This window comes from Dysosmobacter sp. Marseille-Q4140, assembly GCA_018228705.1.
Classification (GTDB): domain Bacteria; phylum Bacillota; class Clostridia; order Oscillospirales; family Oscillospiraceae; genus Oscillibacter.
Map to the genome: position 1 here is coordinate 1,949,834 of CP073694.1, position 16,500 is coordinate 1,966,333.

The following is a 16,500-nucleotide window of genomic DNA, read 5'->3' on the forward strand; positions in this document are numbered from 1 at the left end:
GATGGACCGCCGGGAGCGGATAGCCCGGGCCCTGATACAGATTTCCAGGATCTTCCTGGTGCTGGGCGGGCTTTTGCTGGCGGTCATGAGCCTGTATGCCGCCCGGCTCACGCCGTCGCCGGACCATATCCGGAGACACGGGCGGCGGGATTTTCTGGTGGACGCGTATAATCTGATGCTGGATCTTGGATGTTTGATCCGGCAGGAGGCCGCGGGAAAGTGGATGGCGGCGGCCGCGCTGACCCTGTTGCTGCTGGGTGCGGCGCTGCTGGCGGCCGGAATGTGTCTGCGGCGAAAACGAAACGGATAGGAGACCTATGAAAACCATCATCATTACCACGGAGTTTATCAAGCTCCAGGATCTTCTCAAATTTGCCAACCTTGTGGAAACCGGCGGCGAGGCCAAGGAACGGGTCCAGGCCGGCGAGGTCACGGTGAACGGCGAGGTGTGCACCATGCGGGGCAAGAAGATCCGCCCGGGAGACGACGTGTGCTTCCAGGGCGAACACTATACGGTGGCCTATGAGGCTTGAGCGCCTGGAGCTGCGGGATTTTCGCAACTATCGGGAGGCGCTGGTGGACTTCGACCCGGACTGCAACGTGATCTTCGGGGAGAACGCCCAGGGCAAGACCAACCTGCTGGAGGCCGTTGTCTACCTCTCCTGTGGAAAATCCCCCCGGGCCAGAGCGGACCGGGAGATGATCGCCTTCGACGCCGCCTCGGCCCTGCTGGAGGCCAGCGTCCTGGCCCGGCAGCGGGAATTCCGGGTCCGGGCGGAGCTGTACCGGGGACAGCGGAGAAAGCTCTCCGTCAACCAGGTGGCAGCCAAAAACGCCGCCGCCCTGAGCCAGGTGTATCACACGGTGTTCTTCTGCCCCGACGATCTGTTTTTGATCCGGGAGGGGGCCGCCGCCCGGCGGAAGTTCATGGACACGGCGCTGTGCCAGCTGCGGCCCCGGTATGCCGCCGCCCTGTCCTCCTACGGCCGGGCCCTGGACCACAAGACCCGGATCCTGCGGGACAGCGAGGAACGGCCGGACCTTTTGGAGATGCTGCCGGAGTTCAACGAGCAGCTGATCCGCTTCGGCGCGGTGCTCATCCACTACCGCAGCCAGTTCGCCGCGGCCCTGGATCAATATGCCGCCATCCACCACCGGGAGTGCTCCGGCGGAAAGGAGCAGCTGTCCATCCGGTATCAGACCGTCTCTTCGGTCACGGACCCGGCGGCGGACATGGCCGCCGTCACCGAACAGCTGCGATCTCACATGGAATCCCACCAGACGGCGGAGCGGGCGTCCCGGATGTGCCTGTCCGGTCCCCACAAGGACGATCTGCTGGTTTTCATCGATGGGCGGGAGGCCAAGAGCTTTGCCTCCCAGGGCCAGACCCGGACGGCGGCCCTGGCCATGAAGCTGGCGGAGCGGGAGATCTACAAAAACGCCACGGAGGAGTACCCGGTGCTGCTTTTGGACGATGTGCTCAGCGAGCTGGACCCCAGGCGGCAGGAGTTTGTTCTCAACCGCATCGCCGGCGGGCAGGTGTTCATCACCTGCTGTGAGGACGACCGGCTGCCGGCCATGCTGGGCGGCAAGGTGCTGCACGTCCACGGCGGATCGCTGGTGTGAAAATCTCCCGCGTTTTTTCACAAATCCCCCAAAATTGTTGAGATTCCGGCGGTATTTTTCCGCTTGGGAGGAACGCTATGCTTCATTTTCTCATGGAGCTGCCCGCGCTGACGGCGTTCGGCAAGGCGGCGGCCCTGGCGATGACAGTCATGCTGGTATTCTGGTCTGCGGCCTTTGGCGTGCAGCTGGTGGTGAGCCTGACCTGCCGCCGGCGCCGGTGGCTGTCGCTGGTGCCTCTGCTGGCAGGCGCCGTGGGAGTTCTGATGACGCTGATGATGCGGATCTACCCCGTGGATCTGCCGTTCATCCTGCTGTTCTGGGGCGGATACGGCGGGGCCCTGCTGCTGGGTTGGGCAGTTAGCGTACTTTTGTACCGCCTGTATACGCTGGTGAGAAAGTGAGGGCGCCATGTACCTGCATCTGGGACAAAACGAGATCGTGCCGGAGGACCGGGTCATCGGCATCTTCGACCTGGACAAGTGCAGCTATGAAAAGCGCACCCGGGACTATCTGGCCGCGGCGGAGCGGGAGGGGGTCGTGCTGGACGTGTCCGGCGACCTGCCCAAGTCCTTCGTGGTCTGCGACCACCCCTACCACCGGCAGATCGTGTACCTGAGCCAGCTGAACCCCGCCACGCTGAAAAACCGGGCGGAGAGCGGAAAGCTGGAGCTTTGAGAGGAGGTACGCCGTGCAGCTTGCCATTGTTCAGGCCGCCGAGGTGGGCCTTTTCCAGGTTCCCTTTTTCCCGTGGGAGGTCCTGTGCTGGATCTTCTGGGCCTTTTTTGCCATCGGGGGTTTGCTCCAGTGGCTGGTGCTGAAAAAGGCCCGGAGCGGCTGGGCGGCCTGGGTGCTGCCGGGACTGCTGGTCCTGGGCCTGCTGGCCGGGGAGATCGGCTGCCAGACCATCACCGGCTGGGATTTGCTGCTGCCCCTGTTCGGGTGGTGGCTGTGCCTGGCGGTATTACTGGGCGTTGCCGCCGTCACGGCGGTCCGTGCCGTCCGGAGGAGGACGCGCGGTTCATAAGACCCCATTCATGTTTTTTTCAGGGCAAGGAGAAACGGGCCGGAAACGGTTCCGGCCCGGCTCTTCTTGCCTTGTCACGGAAGGAGTTATTCGATTTATGGAAGAAAACGAGATCCTGCGCTCCACGGCGGTGGACGCGGAAAATGAGTACGACGCCTCGGAGATCCAGGTGCTGGAGGGGCTGGAGGCCGTGCGCAAGCGGCCCGGCATGTATATCGGCTCCACCTCCACCTCGGGCCTCCACCACCTGGTCTACGAGATCGTGGACAACGCCATCGACGAGGCCCTGGCCGGATACTGTACGGATATTCTGGTGCAGATCAACCCCGGCGACACCATCACCGTGGTGGACAACGGCCGCGGCATTCCCGTGGACATCCAGGCCCAGACCGGCAAGCCCGCCCTGGAGGTGGTGTTCACCATCCTCCACGCCGGCGGCAAGTTCGGCGGCGGCGGCTACAAGGTCTCCGGCGGCCTCCACGGCGTGGGCGCCAGCGTGGTCAACGCCCTTTCTGAGTGGCTGGAGGTCCAGGTCCACAAGGACGGCAAGATCTATGAGATGAAGTTCTCCCGGGGCCACGTGACCCAGGCCATGACCGTGGTGGGCACCACGGACCGCACCGGCACCACCGTCACCTTCAAGCCGGACCCGGAGATGTTCGAGGACACGGTGTACAGCTATGACACCCTCCACACCCGCATGCGGGAGGAGGCCTTCCTGAACGCGGGCCTCCGGATCCGCACCGTGGACCTGCGTCCCGGCAAGGAGCAGGAGGATACCATGTATTACGAGGGCGGCATTCGGGAGTTTGTCACCTGGCTCAACAAGAGCAAGGACGCCCTCCATCCCCAGGTGGTCTATATGTCCGGCATGAAGGACGACTCCATGGCGGAGGTGGCCTTCCAGTACAACGACGGCTACAATGAGACCATTTTGTCCTTCGCCAACAATGTCCACACCCCCGAGGGCGGCATGCACGAGGAGGGCTTCAAGCGGGCTCTCACCAACGTGCTCAACGCCTACGGCCGGAAGATCAAGATGCTCAAGGACGACGAGAAGGTCTCCGGCGAGGACTGCCGGGAGGGCCTGACCTGCGTGATCTCCGTGAAGCTGACGGACGCCCAGTTCGAGGGCCAGACCAAGGCGAAGCTGGGCAACAGCGAGATCCGCACCCTGGTGAACAACATTGTCTCCGACAAGCTGGAGACCTTCCTGGAGGAGAACCCCCAGGTGGGCCGGATGATCCTGGACAAGGCCCTGACCGCGGGCCGCGCCAGAGAGGCCGCCAAGAAGGCCCGGGAGTCCATCCGCCGCAAGACGGCCCTGGGCGGCGCCGCCATGCCGGACAAGCTCCGGGACTGCAACGAAAATAACCCCGAACTGACGGAAATCTATATCGTCGAGGGCGACTCCGCAGGCGGCTCCGCCACTCAGGGCCGGGACAGCCGGTTCCAGGCGATCCTCCCCCTGTGGGGCAAGATGCTCAACGTGGAGAAGGCCCGGGCCGACAAGGTCTACGGCAACGACAAGCTCCAGCCGGTCATCACCGCTCTGGGCGCCGGCATCGGGGAGGAGTTCGACCTCAACAAGCTCCGCTATCACAAGGTCATCATCATGGCCGATGCCGATGTGGACGGCTCCCACATCCGCACGCTGCTGCTGACCTTCTTCTTCCGCTTCATGCGGCCGCTGATCGAGCACGGATACGTGTACTCCGCCGTGCCGCCCCTGTTCAAGCTGACCCGGGGCAAGACCACCCGCCTGGCCTTCTCCGAGGAGGAGCGGGACGCCATCTCCGCGGAGCTCCGGGGGGACAACCCCAACGCCAAGGTGGACATCTCCCGGTTCAAGGGCCTGGGCGAGATGAACCCCCACGAGCTGTGGGAGACCACCATGGACCCGGAAAAGCGCACCCTGCGCCGCATCACGTTGGACGACGCCGTGGCCGCCGACGAGATCTTCACCATCCTCATGGGCGAGAAGGTGGAGCCCCGGAAGGAGTTCATCGAGCGCAACGCCAAGTACGCGGTGAACCTGGACTACTGAGGGCGGCGATGAAGTTGCAAACAAGACAAACTCTGTGGCGAGGTGCGCTGTACATGTCCGGCATGGTGGTGCTGGCCCTGGGCGTTACTCTCAGCACCAAGACGGAGCTGGGCGTTTCCACCACCACCGCTATCCCCTACGCTATTTCCGAACCAACGGGCATCCCCCTCTCCCTTCTGGTGTTTGTCACATATCTGGTGATGATCGCGCTGCAGTTTTTCATCAAGGGAAAGAACCGCCAGTGGCGGGACCTGCTGCAGCTGCCGGTGAACATGGGGTTCAGCGCGATGATGGGCTGGTTTGAGAGCGTGATCCACGTCTCTTTTTCCAACATGTGGAAGAATCTGCTGCTGGTGGCGGTGTCCGTGATCCTCACCGGCATGGGTATTGTTCTGACGGTGAATATGCAGTTGGTCCCCAACCCGCCGGACGGCCTGGCCCAGACCATGAGCGTGGCCATGAAGCGGAATATGGGCTTTGCCAAGAACATGCTGGATTTTATCTGTGTGGCTATTGCGGCAGTCATTGACCTGGTGACAAGGCGCCGGCTGATCAGCGTGGGCCTGGGCACAGTGCTGGCCATGATCTTCATCGGCCGGGTGGTGGCGGTGTTCAACCGCCTGTGGAAAGTCCATCTCATGGCTTTGGCGGGGATAGCACAGCCGACGAAGTCTGAAAAACATCTCGATGCGGAAGGAAAAGCGTTATGAGTAAAAAACCCCAATACGATCCGGAGGAGATCCGGTATCCCGATCAGAAGATCGAGATCTCTCCTCTGGTCCCTGAAATGGAAAAATCCTATATTGAATATGCCATGAGCGTCATCGTGGGCCGGGCCCTGCCGGACGTGCGGGACGGCCTCAAGCCCGTCCACCGCCGCATCCTCTACGCCATGTACGAGGATAACCTGACCTACGATCACCCCTTCCGCAAGTGCGCCACCGCCGTCGGTGACGTGCTGGGCCGGTATCACCCCCACGGCGACGGCAGCGTCTACGACGCCCTGGTCCGCCTGGCCCAGGACTTCTCCATGCGCTATATGCTCATCGACGGCCACGGCAACTTCGGCTCCGTGGACGGCGATCCCCCGGCGGCCTACCGGTACACCGAGGCCCGCATGTCACGTATCGCCGACGAGATGCTCCGGGACATCGACAAGGAGACCGTGGACTGGGACCCCAACTTCGACGAGACCCGCAAGGAGCCCAAGGTCCTCCCCTCCCGGTTCCCCAACCTCCTGGTCAACGGCTCCAGCGGCATCGCCGTGGGCATGGCCACCAACATCCCGCCCCACAACATGCGGGAGGTCATCGGCGCCGTCATCTGCGTGCTGGACGATCCCAACGCCACCTTGTCCGACCTGATGCAGCACGTCAAGGGCCCCGACTTCCCCACCAAGGGCATCATCATGGGCCGCAGCGGCATCCGGGCGGCCTACGCCACCGGCCGGGGCCGGCTGGTGATCCGGGCCCGGCATGAGTTCGAGGAGTTCGGCAAGGACCGCACCCGCATCGTCATCACCGAGATCCCCTACCAGGTCAACAAGCGTATGCTCATCAAGAACATGGCCGACCAGGTGGAGGACAAGCGGCTGGAGGGCATCTCCGACATCCGGGACGAGTCCGACCGCAACGGCATGCGCATCGTCATTGAGCTCAAGCGGGACGCCAACCCCCAGGTGGTATTGAACCGCCTGTTCGCCCAGACCCAGCTCCAGACCTCCTTCGCCATCAACATGCTGGCCCTGGTGGAGGTGGACGGCAAGCTCCAGCCCCGGATCCTGTCCCTGCGGCACATCCTGGACGAGTACATCGCCTACCAGGAACAGATCATCGTCCGCCGGACCAAGTACGATCTGAAAAAGGCCCGGGAGCGGGCCCACCTGCTGGAGGGATTGCTGATCGCCCAGGACAACATCGACGAGGTCATCAGGATCATCCGCTCCAGCTACGACAACGCCAAGGAGAACCTGATGCAGCGATTCTCCCTCAGCGACGTTCAGGCCCAGGCCATTCTGGACATGCGGCTCAAGGCCCTCCAGGGACTGGACCGGGAGAAGCTGGAGGCCGAGTACAAGGAGCTGGAGGCCAAGATCGCCTGGTACGTCAAGGTCCTGGGCGACGAGAGCCTGGTCCGCCAGATCCTGAAGGAGGAGCTGACTGCCATCGCCGACAAGTACGGCGACGACCGCCTCACCGAGATCCAGGACGTGGAGGACGAGATCGACATCGAGGATCTGATCGAGGAGGAGGACTGCGTCTTTACCCTCACCGCCGCCGGATATATCAAGCGCACCCCGGTCAGCGAGTACACCGCCCAGAGCAAGGGCGGCATGGGTAAGAAGGGCATCACCACCCGGGAGGAGGACGTGGTGACGGACCTGTTCACCGCCTCCACCCACGACTACCTCTTCTTCTTCACCGACACCGGCAAGGTCTACCGCAAGAAGGGTTACCAGATCCCCGAGTCCGGCAAGACCGCCAAGGGCACCAACATCGTCAACATCCTCCAGGTGGAGCAGGGCGAGAAGATCCAGACCATGATCCACACCCGCGCCCTGGACGACGAGGACCGCTTCCTGGTGATGATCACCCGGAACGGCACGGTGAAGCGTCTGCCGGTAACGGCCCTGAAGAACATCCGCGCCAGCGGCATCCGGGCCATCACGCTGGAGGAGGGCGACCAGCTGATCTCCGTCCGGGAGACCGACGGCACCCGCAAGATCCTCATCGCCACCCACGACGGCCAGGCCATCTGCTTCGACGAGAACGACGTCCGGCCCATGGGCCGCAGCGCCGTGGGCGTCCGGGGCATCCGGCTCCGGGAGGGCGACTACGTGGTGGGCGCTGCCCGGGCCAGAGCCGGAAAGACCGTCCTCTCCATCACGGAGAAGGGCTACGGCAAGCGGACGCCGGTGGAGGAGTACCGCATCACGGGCCGCGGCGGCCTTGGCATCCGCAACTACATGGTCACCGACAAGACCGGCCCCGTGGTAGGCATCAAGGTGGTGGACGGGTCCGAGGACCTGCTGCTGGTGACCGAGGGCGGCATCCTGATCCGCACGCCTGTGGAAAACATCCGCTCCGCCGGCCGCTCCACCCAGGGCGTTATCGTCATGCGCTTTAAGGAGGAGGGCGACCGGGTGATCTCCATGGCCCTGACGGACCACGAGGACCAGACCGCCGAGGAGACGGCTTCCCCGGAGACGGCAGGGGCTGCGGAGACCGCACCGGAGGCGCCGGTCCAGGAGTAACTGCCTGAGAAAGAGGGGAGCCCGGTGACGGGTTCCCCTCGTCCGTCCGCTGCTGTCCGGGAAAGGACCGCAGACGGTCCCCCTCATCCGTCTGGCCTGCGGCCGGCTGCCTTTCTGCAAAGAGAGAAAAAGGCTCCGGCGGTGAAAGCCCCAAAGCCTTCCCCCTTGGGGGAAGGTGCCCCAGTGGGCACACTGGGGCGGATGAGGGGCCGCAAGAACCAGAGAGGGAGAGAGATGCATGAAACCCTCCTCCATGCGCACCCGGGCCGGACGCAAAAAAAAGTTGAGAGCGTGGAATTCCACGCTCTCATTCTTTGAATACGAATAGCTTGTACAGGGGAACGTCCAGGGCCTTGGCAATGTCGATCAGTGTGTCCAGACTGCACGAGCTGACCCCGGTCTCGATCCGCTGGATATAGTTTCGGCTGACCCCATCTTCCCCGCAGGCATCTGCCAGCTGTTCCTGGGTCAGACGTTGTTCCTTCCGATAGTGCAGGATGTTCAGTCCAATTTGAATCCACTCGTTATAGTGGCGAATATCCATGAGACCACCTCTGGAATTATTCTAACCACAATGTGCGGGGAAGTTAGCAAACAGAATAATTGTAAATACACACTATTTATGTGTATTTATAAATAATTTATGTTATAATACCACCTGTGGGGTGGTATTGTGGCGCTACTGGAAAAAATCGCTGCGTGGATCGTGGTGATTCCCCTTTTTTATGTTATCATATGCATGACGATCACATCCATGCTCTACGGCGGCTACTGGACGCGACTTAATTGTGCCTGCGCATTTTTTGAACGGCTTTTGACGGCACCTGTCCGGCGATTGAAAAAAATCATCCAAAGGAAACAACAGAAGATGAAAACCGTTACCATTTACACCGACGGCGCCTGCTCCGGCAACCCCGGCCCCGGGGGCTGGGGCGCCATTTTGATGTACGGCGCCCACAAAAAAGAACTCTCCGGCGGAGAGGCCTCCACCACCAACAACCGCATGGAGCTGACGGCGGTCATCTCCGCCCTGGAGCTGCTGAAAGAGCCCTGCGCCGTGGAGCTCTGGTCCGACTCCAAGTACGTCATCGACGCCCTGGACAAGGGCTGGGCCAAGGGCTGGCGGGCCAAGGGCTGGATCAAGTCCGACAAGAAGCCCGCTCTGAACCCGGACCTGTGGGCGCGGCTGCTGGATCTGTGCGAGATCCACACCGTCCGCACCCACTGGGTCAAGGGCCACGCGGAGAACGAGTACAACAACCGCTGCGACGAGCTGGCGGTGCTGGAGAGCCGGAAATTCAGATAAGTGTTTGCGGCATGCTGCGGAGTATGTCAGAGAAGTAAAAAACTGAGTGTTTCTCAGGGAGACGCAATCGTTTTCCTACCGAAGATTCACAAACTGTTCATAAGATAAACATAATTCGGCCAAAATTATCCGGTATCTTATACTCAAGCAAAGGGTCCTCCCAAACCCGATGCGTTTTCTCCCTCCTAAAACACACACAGCAAAAAGGACCGCCTCCGGCGGTCTTTTTTGTGTCCTTTTTTATCCGGGCCTCCGCCCTTCGCCTTGTAAATGGTGGGCCGGCGGTGTAAAATAGCCCCAGTATGGGATTTGGTTCCACAAGGAGGTTTTTACCCATGAAAGACGGCTTTATCACCGTGGCCGCCGGCACTCCCCGGATCCGGGTGGCCGACTGCCGCTACAACGCCGAGCAGATCTTTACCCTCATGCGGGAGGCCGACAAGCAGGGCGTCAAGGTCCTGGCGCTGCCGGAGCTGAGCCTGACCGGCTACACCTGCGGCGACCTGTTTTTGCAGGAGACGTTGCTGAACGGCGCCGAGGAGGGCCTCCGCACCATTCTGGAGGCCACGAAAAATCTGGATCTAATCGCGGCCGTGGGCCTGCCGGTCCGGGACCGGTGGCATAACAAACTGTATAACTGCGCTGCTGTAATACAAAAAGGAGAGATCCTGGGCCTGGTGCCCAAGACCCACGTGCCCAACTACGGGGAGTTTTACGAGCAGCGCTGGTTCGCCTCCGCAGAAGGCCCCGACGAGCTGGAGGACGAGTTCGAGCTGTGCGGCCAGTCGGTGTGCCTCAACAGCAATGGGATCTTTGCCTGTGACAGCGTGCCGGATCTGGTGATCGGCGTGGAGATCTGCGAGGACCTGTGGGCGCCGGAGCCGCCCTCCACCTCCCTGGCCCGCCGGGGCGCCACCCTGATTCTGAACCTCTCCGCCTCCAACGAGACCGTGGGCAAGGCCGCCTACCGCCGCTCCCTGGTGACGGGCCAGTCCGGCCGTCTGGTGTGCGGCTACGTCTACGCCGACGCCGGGGAGGGCGAGTCCACCACGGACCTGGTGTTCGCGGGCCACAACCTGATCGCGGAAAACGGCACCATCCTGGCGGAGCGGCGGTTCGCCACGGGGCTGACCATCAGCGAGATCGACGTGGCCAAGCTGGCGGCTGAGCGCCGCCGGATGAACACCTTCACCCCCCCTGCCGGCGGAAAGGACGTCCGGCGGATCAGCTTTGACCTGCCGGTGACCAAGACCCGGCTGACCCGGCCCGTCTCCCCCACCCCCTTCGTGCCCGAGGACGCGGAGAGCCGGGAGGCCCGGTGCAGCGAGATTTTGTGCATCGCCGCCCTGGGTCTCAAGAAGCGGCTGGAGCACACCGGCGCCCGCACGGCGGTGGTGGGGCTCTCCGGCGGCCTGGACTCCACGCTGGCGGTGCTGATCACGGCGCTGGCCATGCAGATGCTGGACCGGCCCGCCACGGACATCATCGCCGTCACCATGCCGTGCTTCGGCACCACGGACCGGACCAAGTCCAACGCCGTGCTGCTGGCGGAGCGGCTGGGCACCACCCTGCGGACCGTGGATATCTCGGCCAGCGTCCGCAGCCACTTCAAGGACATCGGCCACGACCCGGAGGACCACTCCGTCACCTATGAAAACGCCCAGGCCCGGGAGCGGACCCAGGTGCTCATGGATATCGCCAACGCCAACGGTGGCCTCGTCATCGGCACCGGGGACCTGAGTGAGCTGGCCCTGGGCTGGTGCACCTACAACGGCGACCACATGAGCAACTACGCCGTCAACGCCGGCATCCCCAAGACGTTGGTGCGGCATCTGGTCAGCTTCATCTCCGACGACAAGGAGGCGGAGGACCCCCAGCTGTCCACGGTCCTGACGGACATTCTGGACACCCCCGTGTCCCCGGAGCTGCTGCCCGCCGTCCAGGGGGAGATCAGCCAAAAGACCGAGGACCTGGTGGGGCCCTACGAGCTCCACGACTTCTTCCTGTACTATATCATCCGCTGGGGCTTCAGTCCCCGGAAGGTGCTGCGGCTGGCGGAACAGGCCTTTGCCGGCAGATACGACCGGCGGGTGCTGCTCAAGTGGCTGCGGAGCTTTTACCGCCGCTTCTTCTCCCAGCAGTTCAAGCGCAGCTGTCTGGCCGACGGCCCCAAGGTGGGCTCCGTGGCCCTCAGCCCCCGCGGCGACTGGCGGATGCCCAGCGACGCTGTCGCAGCACTGTGGCAGGAGGAGCTGGAGGGGCTGGATTAAGCAAAAACCATCCCCCCGCCAGTCGCCATATCGGGGCCCCCGCAAACTCTTCGATTTTGCGGGGAAAGGAGGAGCAAGGGAGCGGACGGCGTTTTCGCCGGAGGCGGAAACAGAGACAAGCGGACTTTGCTCCGACGCGGCGGATGCCCAGCGACGCGGTGGCAGCACTGTGGCAGGAGGAGCTGGAGGGACTGGATGAAGCAAAAATCATCCCCCGCCAGCCGCCAACCCGGGGCCCCCGCAAAATCGGAGAGTTTGCGGGGAGCGGAGCGAGGAAACGTTTGTATATTGTCTCATCAAAAGGGGGAGAGCCGGCTATGACGGCTCTCCCCCTTTCCAGCCTACGTCTCCGCGCCCGGCACACTTGACAATAGTCTGATTTCGTACTATAATAGCCTGCGTAGATAGTCCGATTTCGGACCAAGGAGGAGCGGAATGAACATCAGGCAAGAGATGAAAGAGCTGTGCGCCTGCCTGTGCCGTCAGGATGAGCTGTACGCCGCCCTGGCCCGCCGGCAGGGGCTGAGCTATCACACGGCCATGACCCTGTACGCGCTGGATCAGGACCAGGGCTGCACCCAGAAGCAGATCGCGGAAAACTGGATGATCCCCAAGCAGACGGTGAACACCGTGGTGAAGGAACTGGAGCGGAGCGGATATGTGGAGCTGCGCGCCGGACGGGATCAGAAGGAAAAGCTGGTCTTTTTCACTCCCGCCGGGAAGGCGTTCGCGGCGGAGGGACTGCGGGAGCTGTACGAGACGGAGGAACGGGCCGTAAAGGCCATGGGCGAGGCGCGGTTCCGGGAGATGGTGGCGGCCAACCGGGCCTTTACCGAGGCCTTTTCCGCAGAGGTATCCCATGGAGCGTAACGCCCTGTCCCGGCGCTTCACCGCCGCCTCCCTGCTGCGGTTTTCCGCGGCCAATGTGGTCATGATGATCTTTTTGTCCCTGTACACCATTGTGGACGGAATGTTCATCTCCCGTCTGGTGGGGACGCTGGCGCTGTCCGCGGTGAATATGTCCTATCCTCTCAACAGCCTGGAGCTGGCGCTGGGGATCATGCTGGGTACCGGCGCCAGCGCCGTCATCGCCCGGGAGATGGGAGCGGGAGAGGCCGAGCTGGCCCGGCGGGACTTTTCCTGCGTGGTGACTGTGGCCGCGGCGGCCGGCGGCGTGTTTGCCCTGGCGGGGAACGCCCTTTTGGAGCCGATCCTGGAGGCGCTGGGCACCAGCGCTTTGCAGCTGCCCTACGCGGAGACCTATACCAGAATCCTGCTGTGGTTCGCGCCGGCGCTGTTTTTGCAGACGGTGTTTCAGGTCCTCTTTGTGACGGCGGGAAAACCCGGGCTGGGTCTGGGCACCACGGTGCTGGGCGGGGTTTCCAACATGGTGCTGGACTACTGGTTCATGGGCCCCCTGGAGATGGGGGTGGCCGGGGCGGCCGTGGCCACGGGCGTGGGCTATTGTATCCCCGCCGCGGCGGGACTGTACTATTTCCTCCGCCCCCGGGACAGTGCCCTGTGGTTCGTCTCCTTCCGTCCCCGGTGGGCGATGCTGCTGCACACCTGCGGCAACGGCTCTTCGGAGATGGTCAGCAACATCGCCAATGCCCTGACCACCTTTTTGTTCAATATCATCTTTCTCCGCTTTTGGGGAGAGGACGGCGTGGCGTCCATCACCATCGCCATGTATTTCCAGTTTGTGTTCACCGCGGTGTTTTTCGGCTTTTCCATGGGTGTGGCGCCGGTGATCAGCTATAAGTACGGCGCGGAGGATACCGGCCAGCTGCGCCGGATCGTCCGGATCTGTCTGTGTGTGATCCTGGCGTGTTCTCTGGGGGCCTATCTGCTGGCAAGGCTCCTGATCGGGCCCAGTCTGATCCTGTTTACGGATCCCGGCACCCCTGTGTATGAGATCACCATGGAGGGGTTTCCCCTGTATGCGGCGAGCTTTTTGGTTATGGGCGTCAGTATTTTTGCCTCTTCCCTGTTCACCGCCTTTTCCAACGGGCTGGTCTCCGCCGTGATCTCCTTTGCCCGCACCTTTGTGTTTTTGGTGGGCATGCTGCTGATCATGCCGCAGCTGCTGGGGCGGACGGGCATCTGGCTGGCGGTCCCTGCGGCGGAGGTCCTGGGCCTTCTGGTATCGGCGGTGTTTTTGCTGTGGGGCAGAAAGAAATATCAGTATGCGTGAGAGAAAAAGAGCCTCCGGAGGTCCACCCTCCGGGGGCTCTTTGATCGCGATGATGAGGCGGCGCCTCCGGGGAAGGGCTGCATGGCAGATGCCCGGTCAGGCGTTCACCCGCAGGCAGCGCATGGCGTTGAGGATCGCCAGGAAGGCCACGCCCACGTCGGCGAACACCGCCGCCCACATGGTGGCGCAGCCGAAGGCGCCCAGCACCAGCACCAGTCCCTTGACCCCCAGGGCAAAGACGATGTTCTGCCGGACGATCCGCAGCGTCTTGCGGGAGATCCGCATGGCCAGGGCAATCTTGGAGGGCTTGTCGTCCATCAGCACGATGTCCGCGGCCTCGATGGCGGCGTCGGAGCCCAGGGCGCCCATGGCGATGCCGATGTCCGCCCGGGTCAGCACCGGCGCGTCGTTGATGCCGTCGCCCACGAAGGCCAGGGCCCCGGTCCGGTCCCGCTTCTCCAGCAGGGACTCCACATAGTCCACCTTGTCGGCGGGCAGCAGCTGGGCGCGGTAGTCGTCCACGCCCAGGTCCTTTGCCACCGAAGCAGCCACGGCCTCCACGTCGCCGGTCAGCATGACGGTCCGCCGCACCCCGGCGGCCTTCAGGTCCGCGATGGCGGCCTTGGCGTCCTCCTTGGGAAGGTCCGCGATCACGATGTGACCGGCGTAGCGGCCCTCCACCGTGACATGGATGATGGTGCCGGGCAGGTGGCAGTCCCGCCAGACCACGTTCTGACGCTCCATGAGCCGGGCGTTGCCCACGCAGACCTCCCCGCCGTCCACCATGGCCCGGACGCCGTGGCCGGCGATCTCCTCCACGTCCCGGACCCGGGACACGTCGATGGGCAGGCCGTAGGCGGCCCTCAGGGACAAGGAGATGGGGTGGTCGGACCAGTGCTCCGCCAGGGCGGCCCGCTCCAGGACCTCCGCCTCGGTGAAGCCCTCCGCCGGGTGGATGGCAGTGACGGTGAACACGCCCCGGGTCAGGGTGCCGGTCTTGTCAAAGACCACGGTGTCCGTTTTGGCCAGGGCCTCCAGATAGTTGCCGCCCTTGACCAGGATGCCGCATTTGCTGGCGCCGCCGATGCCGCCGAAGAAGCTCAGCGGCACGGAGATCACCAGGGCGCAGGGGCAGGAGATCACCAGGAAGATCAGCGCCCGGTGGAGCCAGCCGCTCCAGTCGGTGCCCGCCAGGAAGCCCGGCAGGGACGCCGCCGGAACCAGGGCCAGGGCCAGCGTGGGCAGCAGGAACAGCGCCGCCGCTGCGATCACCACGCAGGGGGTGTAGTACCGGGCGAAGCGGGTGATGAAGGCCTCGCTGGAGGACTTCTTCTCGCTGGCGTTTTCCACCAGATCCAGGATCTTGGAGACCGTGGACTCCCCGCAGGGCCTGGTGACCCGAAAGCGCAGCACGCCGCTGAGGTTCACGCACCCGCTGATGACGGCCTCGCCGGGCCCCACGTCCCGGGGCACGGACTCGCCGGTGAGGGCGGCGGTATCCAGGGAGGAGCTGCCGGTGAGGACCACGCCGTCCAGGGGCACCCGCTCGCCGGGCTTGACCACCACGGTGTCGCCCACGGCCACGTCCTCCGGGTCCACCTCCTCCGTGGAGCCGTCGGCCTGCTCCAGATTGGCGATGTCCGGCCGGATATCCATGAGGGCGGCGATGGAGGCCCGGGACCGGCCCACGGCGTAGTCCTGGAACAGCTCGCCCACCTGGTAGAAGAGCATCACGAACACCGCCTCGGCGTACTCGCCGGTGAAGAAGGCGCCCACCGTGGCCAGGGCCATGAGGAAGTTCTCGTCAAAGACCTGGCCGTGGGCGATGTTCCGCACGGCCTTCCACAGCACGTCCCAGCCGATGACGGCGTAGGGGATCAGGTACAGGGGCCACAGGGACAGGAAGGGTCCCCCCTCCCCGTTGATACTGTGGTCCGCCAGGAGAGACAGCGCCGCCGGGATGGGGATGGGGGGCAGCAGCTTCAAAAGGACCAGAAGAACGGCGGAGACAACGATCCGCCGCAGCATCTTTTTCTGCTTGCGGGAGAGTTTGCTCATAACAGAGCCTCCTTTTCCAAAGAGAGGGAGAGATTGTGGAAAAACAGCGGGAAAAAGGCCGCCGGAAACGGCGGCCTCGGGCTCACAGGTTGATGACGCAGTCCGGCTCCACCTTTTTGCACACGGCCACGACTTCCTTCATGATGGCGTCGAAGCGGTCGTCCTCGGCGTCGATGGTCATTTTCTGGGTCATGAAGCTGACGGTGGCGTCATGGACGCCGTCGATCTTCTTGATGGCGGTCTCCATTTTGGCGGCGCAGTTGGCGCAGTCCAGGTCGGTGAGGTTGAAACGCTTTTTCATGATGCAGTCCTCCCAGTATAATAAAATAGGAATATAACGATCCGGAATTACTCGCTGACGTGCTCCAGGCCCTGGTCGATGATGGTTTTCACGTGGTCGTCGGTCAGGGAGTAGAACACGGTCTTGCCCTCCCGCCGGGACTTCACCAGCCGGGCGTTTTTCAGAGCCCGCAGCTGATGGGAGATGGCGGACTGGGTCATGCCCAGCAGAGCGGCGATGTCGCACACGCACATCTCCGACTCCAGCAGCACGTACAGGATGCGGATGCGGGTGGAGTCGGCAAAGATGCGGAACAGCTCCGTCAGGTCGTACAGGGTGTCCTCCCCCGGGATCTTGTCCCGGACCTTTTCCACGATCGCCTCGTGGGCGTGGATAAAGTCACAGCACTCCACATTGTAGCGGTCCTCCATGGTCCGCCTCC

Annotated in this window: 17 protein-coding genes; 13 read left to right on the plus strand and 4 right to left on the minus strand. The window is 63.3% G+C overall.

What is annotated here, in order from left to right:
* Position 1: 1 nt before the first annotated feature.
* The 9 genes from KFE19_09775 to gyrA all read left to right on the plus strand — a co-directional run bounded on the left by KFE19_09775 (position 2) and on the right by gyrA (position 7,950).
* Positions 2 to 310, plus strand: coding sequence for a hypothetical protein (locus KFE19_09775; protein ID QUO36719.1), 309 nt, complete (start codon positions 2 to 4; stop codon positions 308 to 310).
* Positions 311 to 317: 7 nt separating this feature from the next.
* Entirely contained in the window at positions 318 to 533 is a 216-nt protein-coding gene (locus KFE19_09780) for an RNA-binding S4 domain-containing protein (protein QUO36720.1), read from the plus strand.
* A complete protein-coding gene (gene recF / locus KFE19_09785) occupies positions 523 to 1,626 on the plus strand; it encodes a DNA replication/repair protein RecF (GenBank protein ID QUO36721.1) in 1,104 nt (367 codons plus the stop codon). Before KFE19_09780 ends, recF begins: the two co-directional genes overlap by 11 nt.
* Positions 1,627 to 1,703: 77 nt before the next feature.
* Positions 1,704 to 2,027, plus strand: coding sequence for a hypothetical protein (locus tag KFE19_09790; protein ID QUO36722.1), 324 nt, complete (start codon positions 1,704 to 1,706; stop codon positions 2,025 to 2,027).
* Positions 2,028 to 2,034: 7 nt separating this feature from the next.
* The gene (locus KFE19_09795) at positions 2,035 to 2,301 is read left to right on the plus strand and encodes a DUF370 domain-containing protein (GenBank protein ID QUO36723.1); all 267 of its coding nucleotides are present in this window, start codon (positions 2,035 to 2,037) and stop codon (positions 2,299 to 2,301) included.
* A gap of 13 nt (positions 2,302 to 2,314) precedes the next feature.
* On the plus strand, positions 2,315 to 2,650 hold the full coding sequence (locus tag KFE19_09800; GenBank protein QUO36724.1) for a hypothetical protein: 336 nt from the start codon (positions 2,315 to 2,317) through the stop codon (positions 2,648 to 2,650).
* 97 nt (positions 2,651 to 2,747) lie between these two features.
* Positions 2,748 to 4,697, plus strand: a complete 1,950-nt coding sequence (gene gyrB / locus KFE19_09805; protein QUO36725.1) for a DNA topoisomerase (ATP-hydrolyzing) subunit B — start codon at positions 2,748 to 2,750, stop codon at positions 4,695 to 4,697.
* Between the two features lie 53 nt (positions 4,698 to 4,750).
* Positions 4,751 to 5,407 (plus strand): hypothetical protein, encoded by a 657-nt coding sequence (locus KFE19_09810; GenBank protein QUO36726.1) that lies wholly within the window; start codon positions 4,751 to 4,753, stop codon positions 5,405 to 5,407.
* Complete coding sequence (gene gyrA, locus KFE19_09815) at positions 5,404 to 7,950, plus strand: DNA gyrase subunit A (GenBank protein QUO36727.1); 2,547 nt, start codon at positions 5,404 to 5,406, stop codon at positions 7,948 to 7,950. The genes KFE19_09810 and gyrA overlap by 4 nt, the downstream gene beginning before the upstream one ends.
* Positions 7,951 to 8,257: 307 nt before the next feature.
* Here gyrA and KFE19_09820 read toward each other — a convergent pair whose 3' ends face one another.
* Positions 8,258 to 8,494 carry a helix-turn-helix transcriptional regulator gene (locus KFE19_09820; protein QUO36728.1) on the minus strand — a complete coding sequence of 79 codons (237 nt, stop codon included), beginning with the start codon at positions 8,492 to 8,494 and terminating at the stop codon, positions 8,258 to 8,260.
* Between the two features lie 324 nt (positions 8,495 to 8,818).
* Here KFE19_09820 and rnhA point away from each other — a divergent pair, with 324 nt between their 5' ends.
* The 4 genes from rnhA to KFE19_09840 all read left to right on the plus strand — a co-directional run bounded on the left by rnhA (position 8,819) and on the right by KFE19_09840 (position 13,720).
* Entirely contained in the window at positions 8,819 to 9,256 is a 438-nt protein-coding gene (gene rnhA / locus KFE19_09825; protein QUO36729.1) for a ribonuclease HI, read from the plus strand.
* A gap of 335 nt (positions 9,257 to 9,591) precedes the next feature.
* Positions 9,592 to 11,526, plus strand: a complete 1,935-nt coding sequence (locus KFE19_09830) for an NAD(+) synthase (GenBank protein ID QUO36730.1) — start codon at positions 9,592 to 9,594, stop codon at positions 11,524 to 11,526.
* A 435-nt stretch (positions 11,527 to 11,961) separates the two neighbouring features.
* The gene (locus KFE19_09835) at positions 11,962 to 12,396 is read left to right on the plus strand and encodes a MarR family transcriptional regulator (protein ID QUO36731.1); all 435 of its coding nucleotides are present in this window, start codon (positions 11,962 to 11,964) and stop codon (positions 12,394 to 12,396) included.
* The gene (locus tag KFE19_09840; GenBank protein ID QUO36732.1) at positions 12,386 to 13,720 is read left to right on the plus strand and encodes an MATE family efflux transporter; all 1,335 of its coding nucleotides are present in this window, start codon (positions 12,386 to 12,388) and stop codon (positions 13,718 to 13,720) included. Before KFE19_09835 ends, KFE19_09840 begins: the two co-directional genes overlap by 11 nt.
* A gap of 96 nt (positions 13,721 to 13,816) precedes the next feature.
* Here the strand turns inward: KFE19_09840 and cadA are convergent, their stop codons facing one another.
* The 3 genes from cadA to KFE19_09855 form a co-directional block, all read right to left on the minus strand.
* Positions 13,817 to 15,778, minus strand: a complete 1,962-nt coding sequence (gene cadA / locus KFE19_09845; protein QUO36733.1) for a cadmium-translocating P-type ATPase — start codon at positions 15,776 to 15,778, stop codon at positions 13,817 to 13,819.
* Between the two features lie 82 nt (positions 15,779 to 15,860).
* Entirely contained in the window at positions 15,861 to 16,079 is a 219-nt protein-coding gene (locus KFE19_09850; protein QUO36734.1) for a cation transporter, read from the minus strand.
* A gap of 47 nt (positions 16,080 to 16,126) precedes the next feature.
* Positions 16,127 to 16,489, minus strand: coding sequence for a helix-turn-helix transcriptional regulator (locus KFE19_09855; GenBank protein ID QUO36735.1), 363 nt, complete (start codon positions 16,487 to 16,489; stop codon positions 16,127 to 16,129).
* Positions 16,490 to 16,500: the final 11 nt, after the last annotated feature.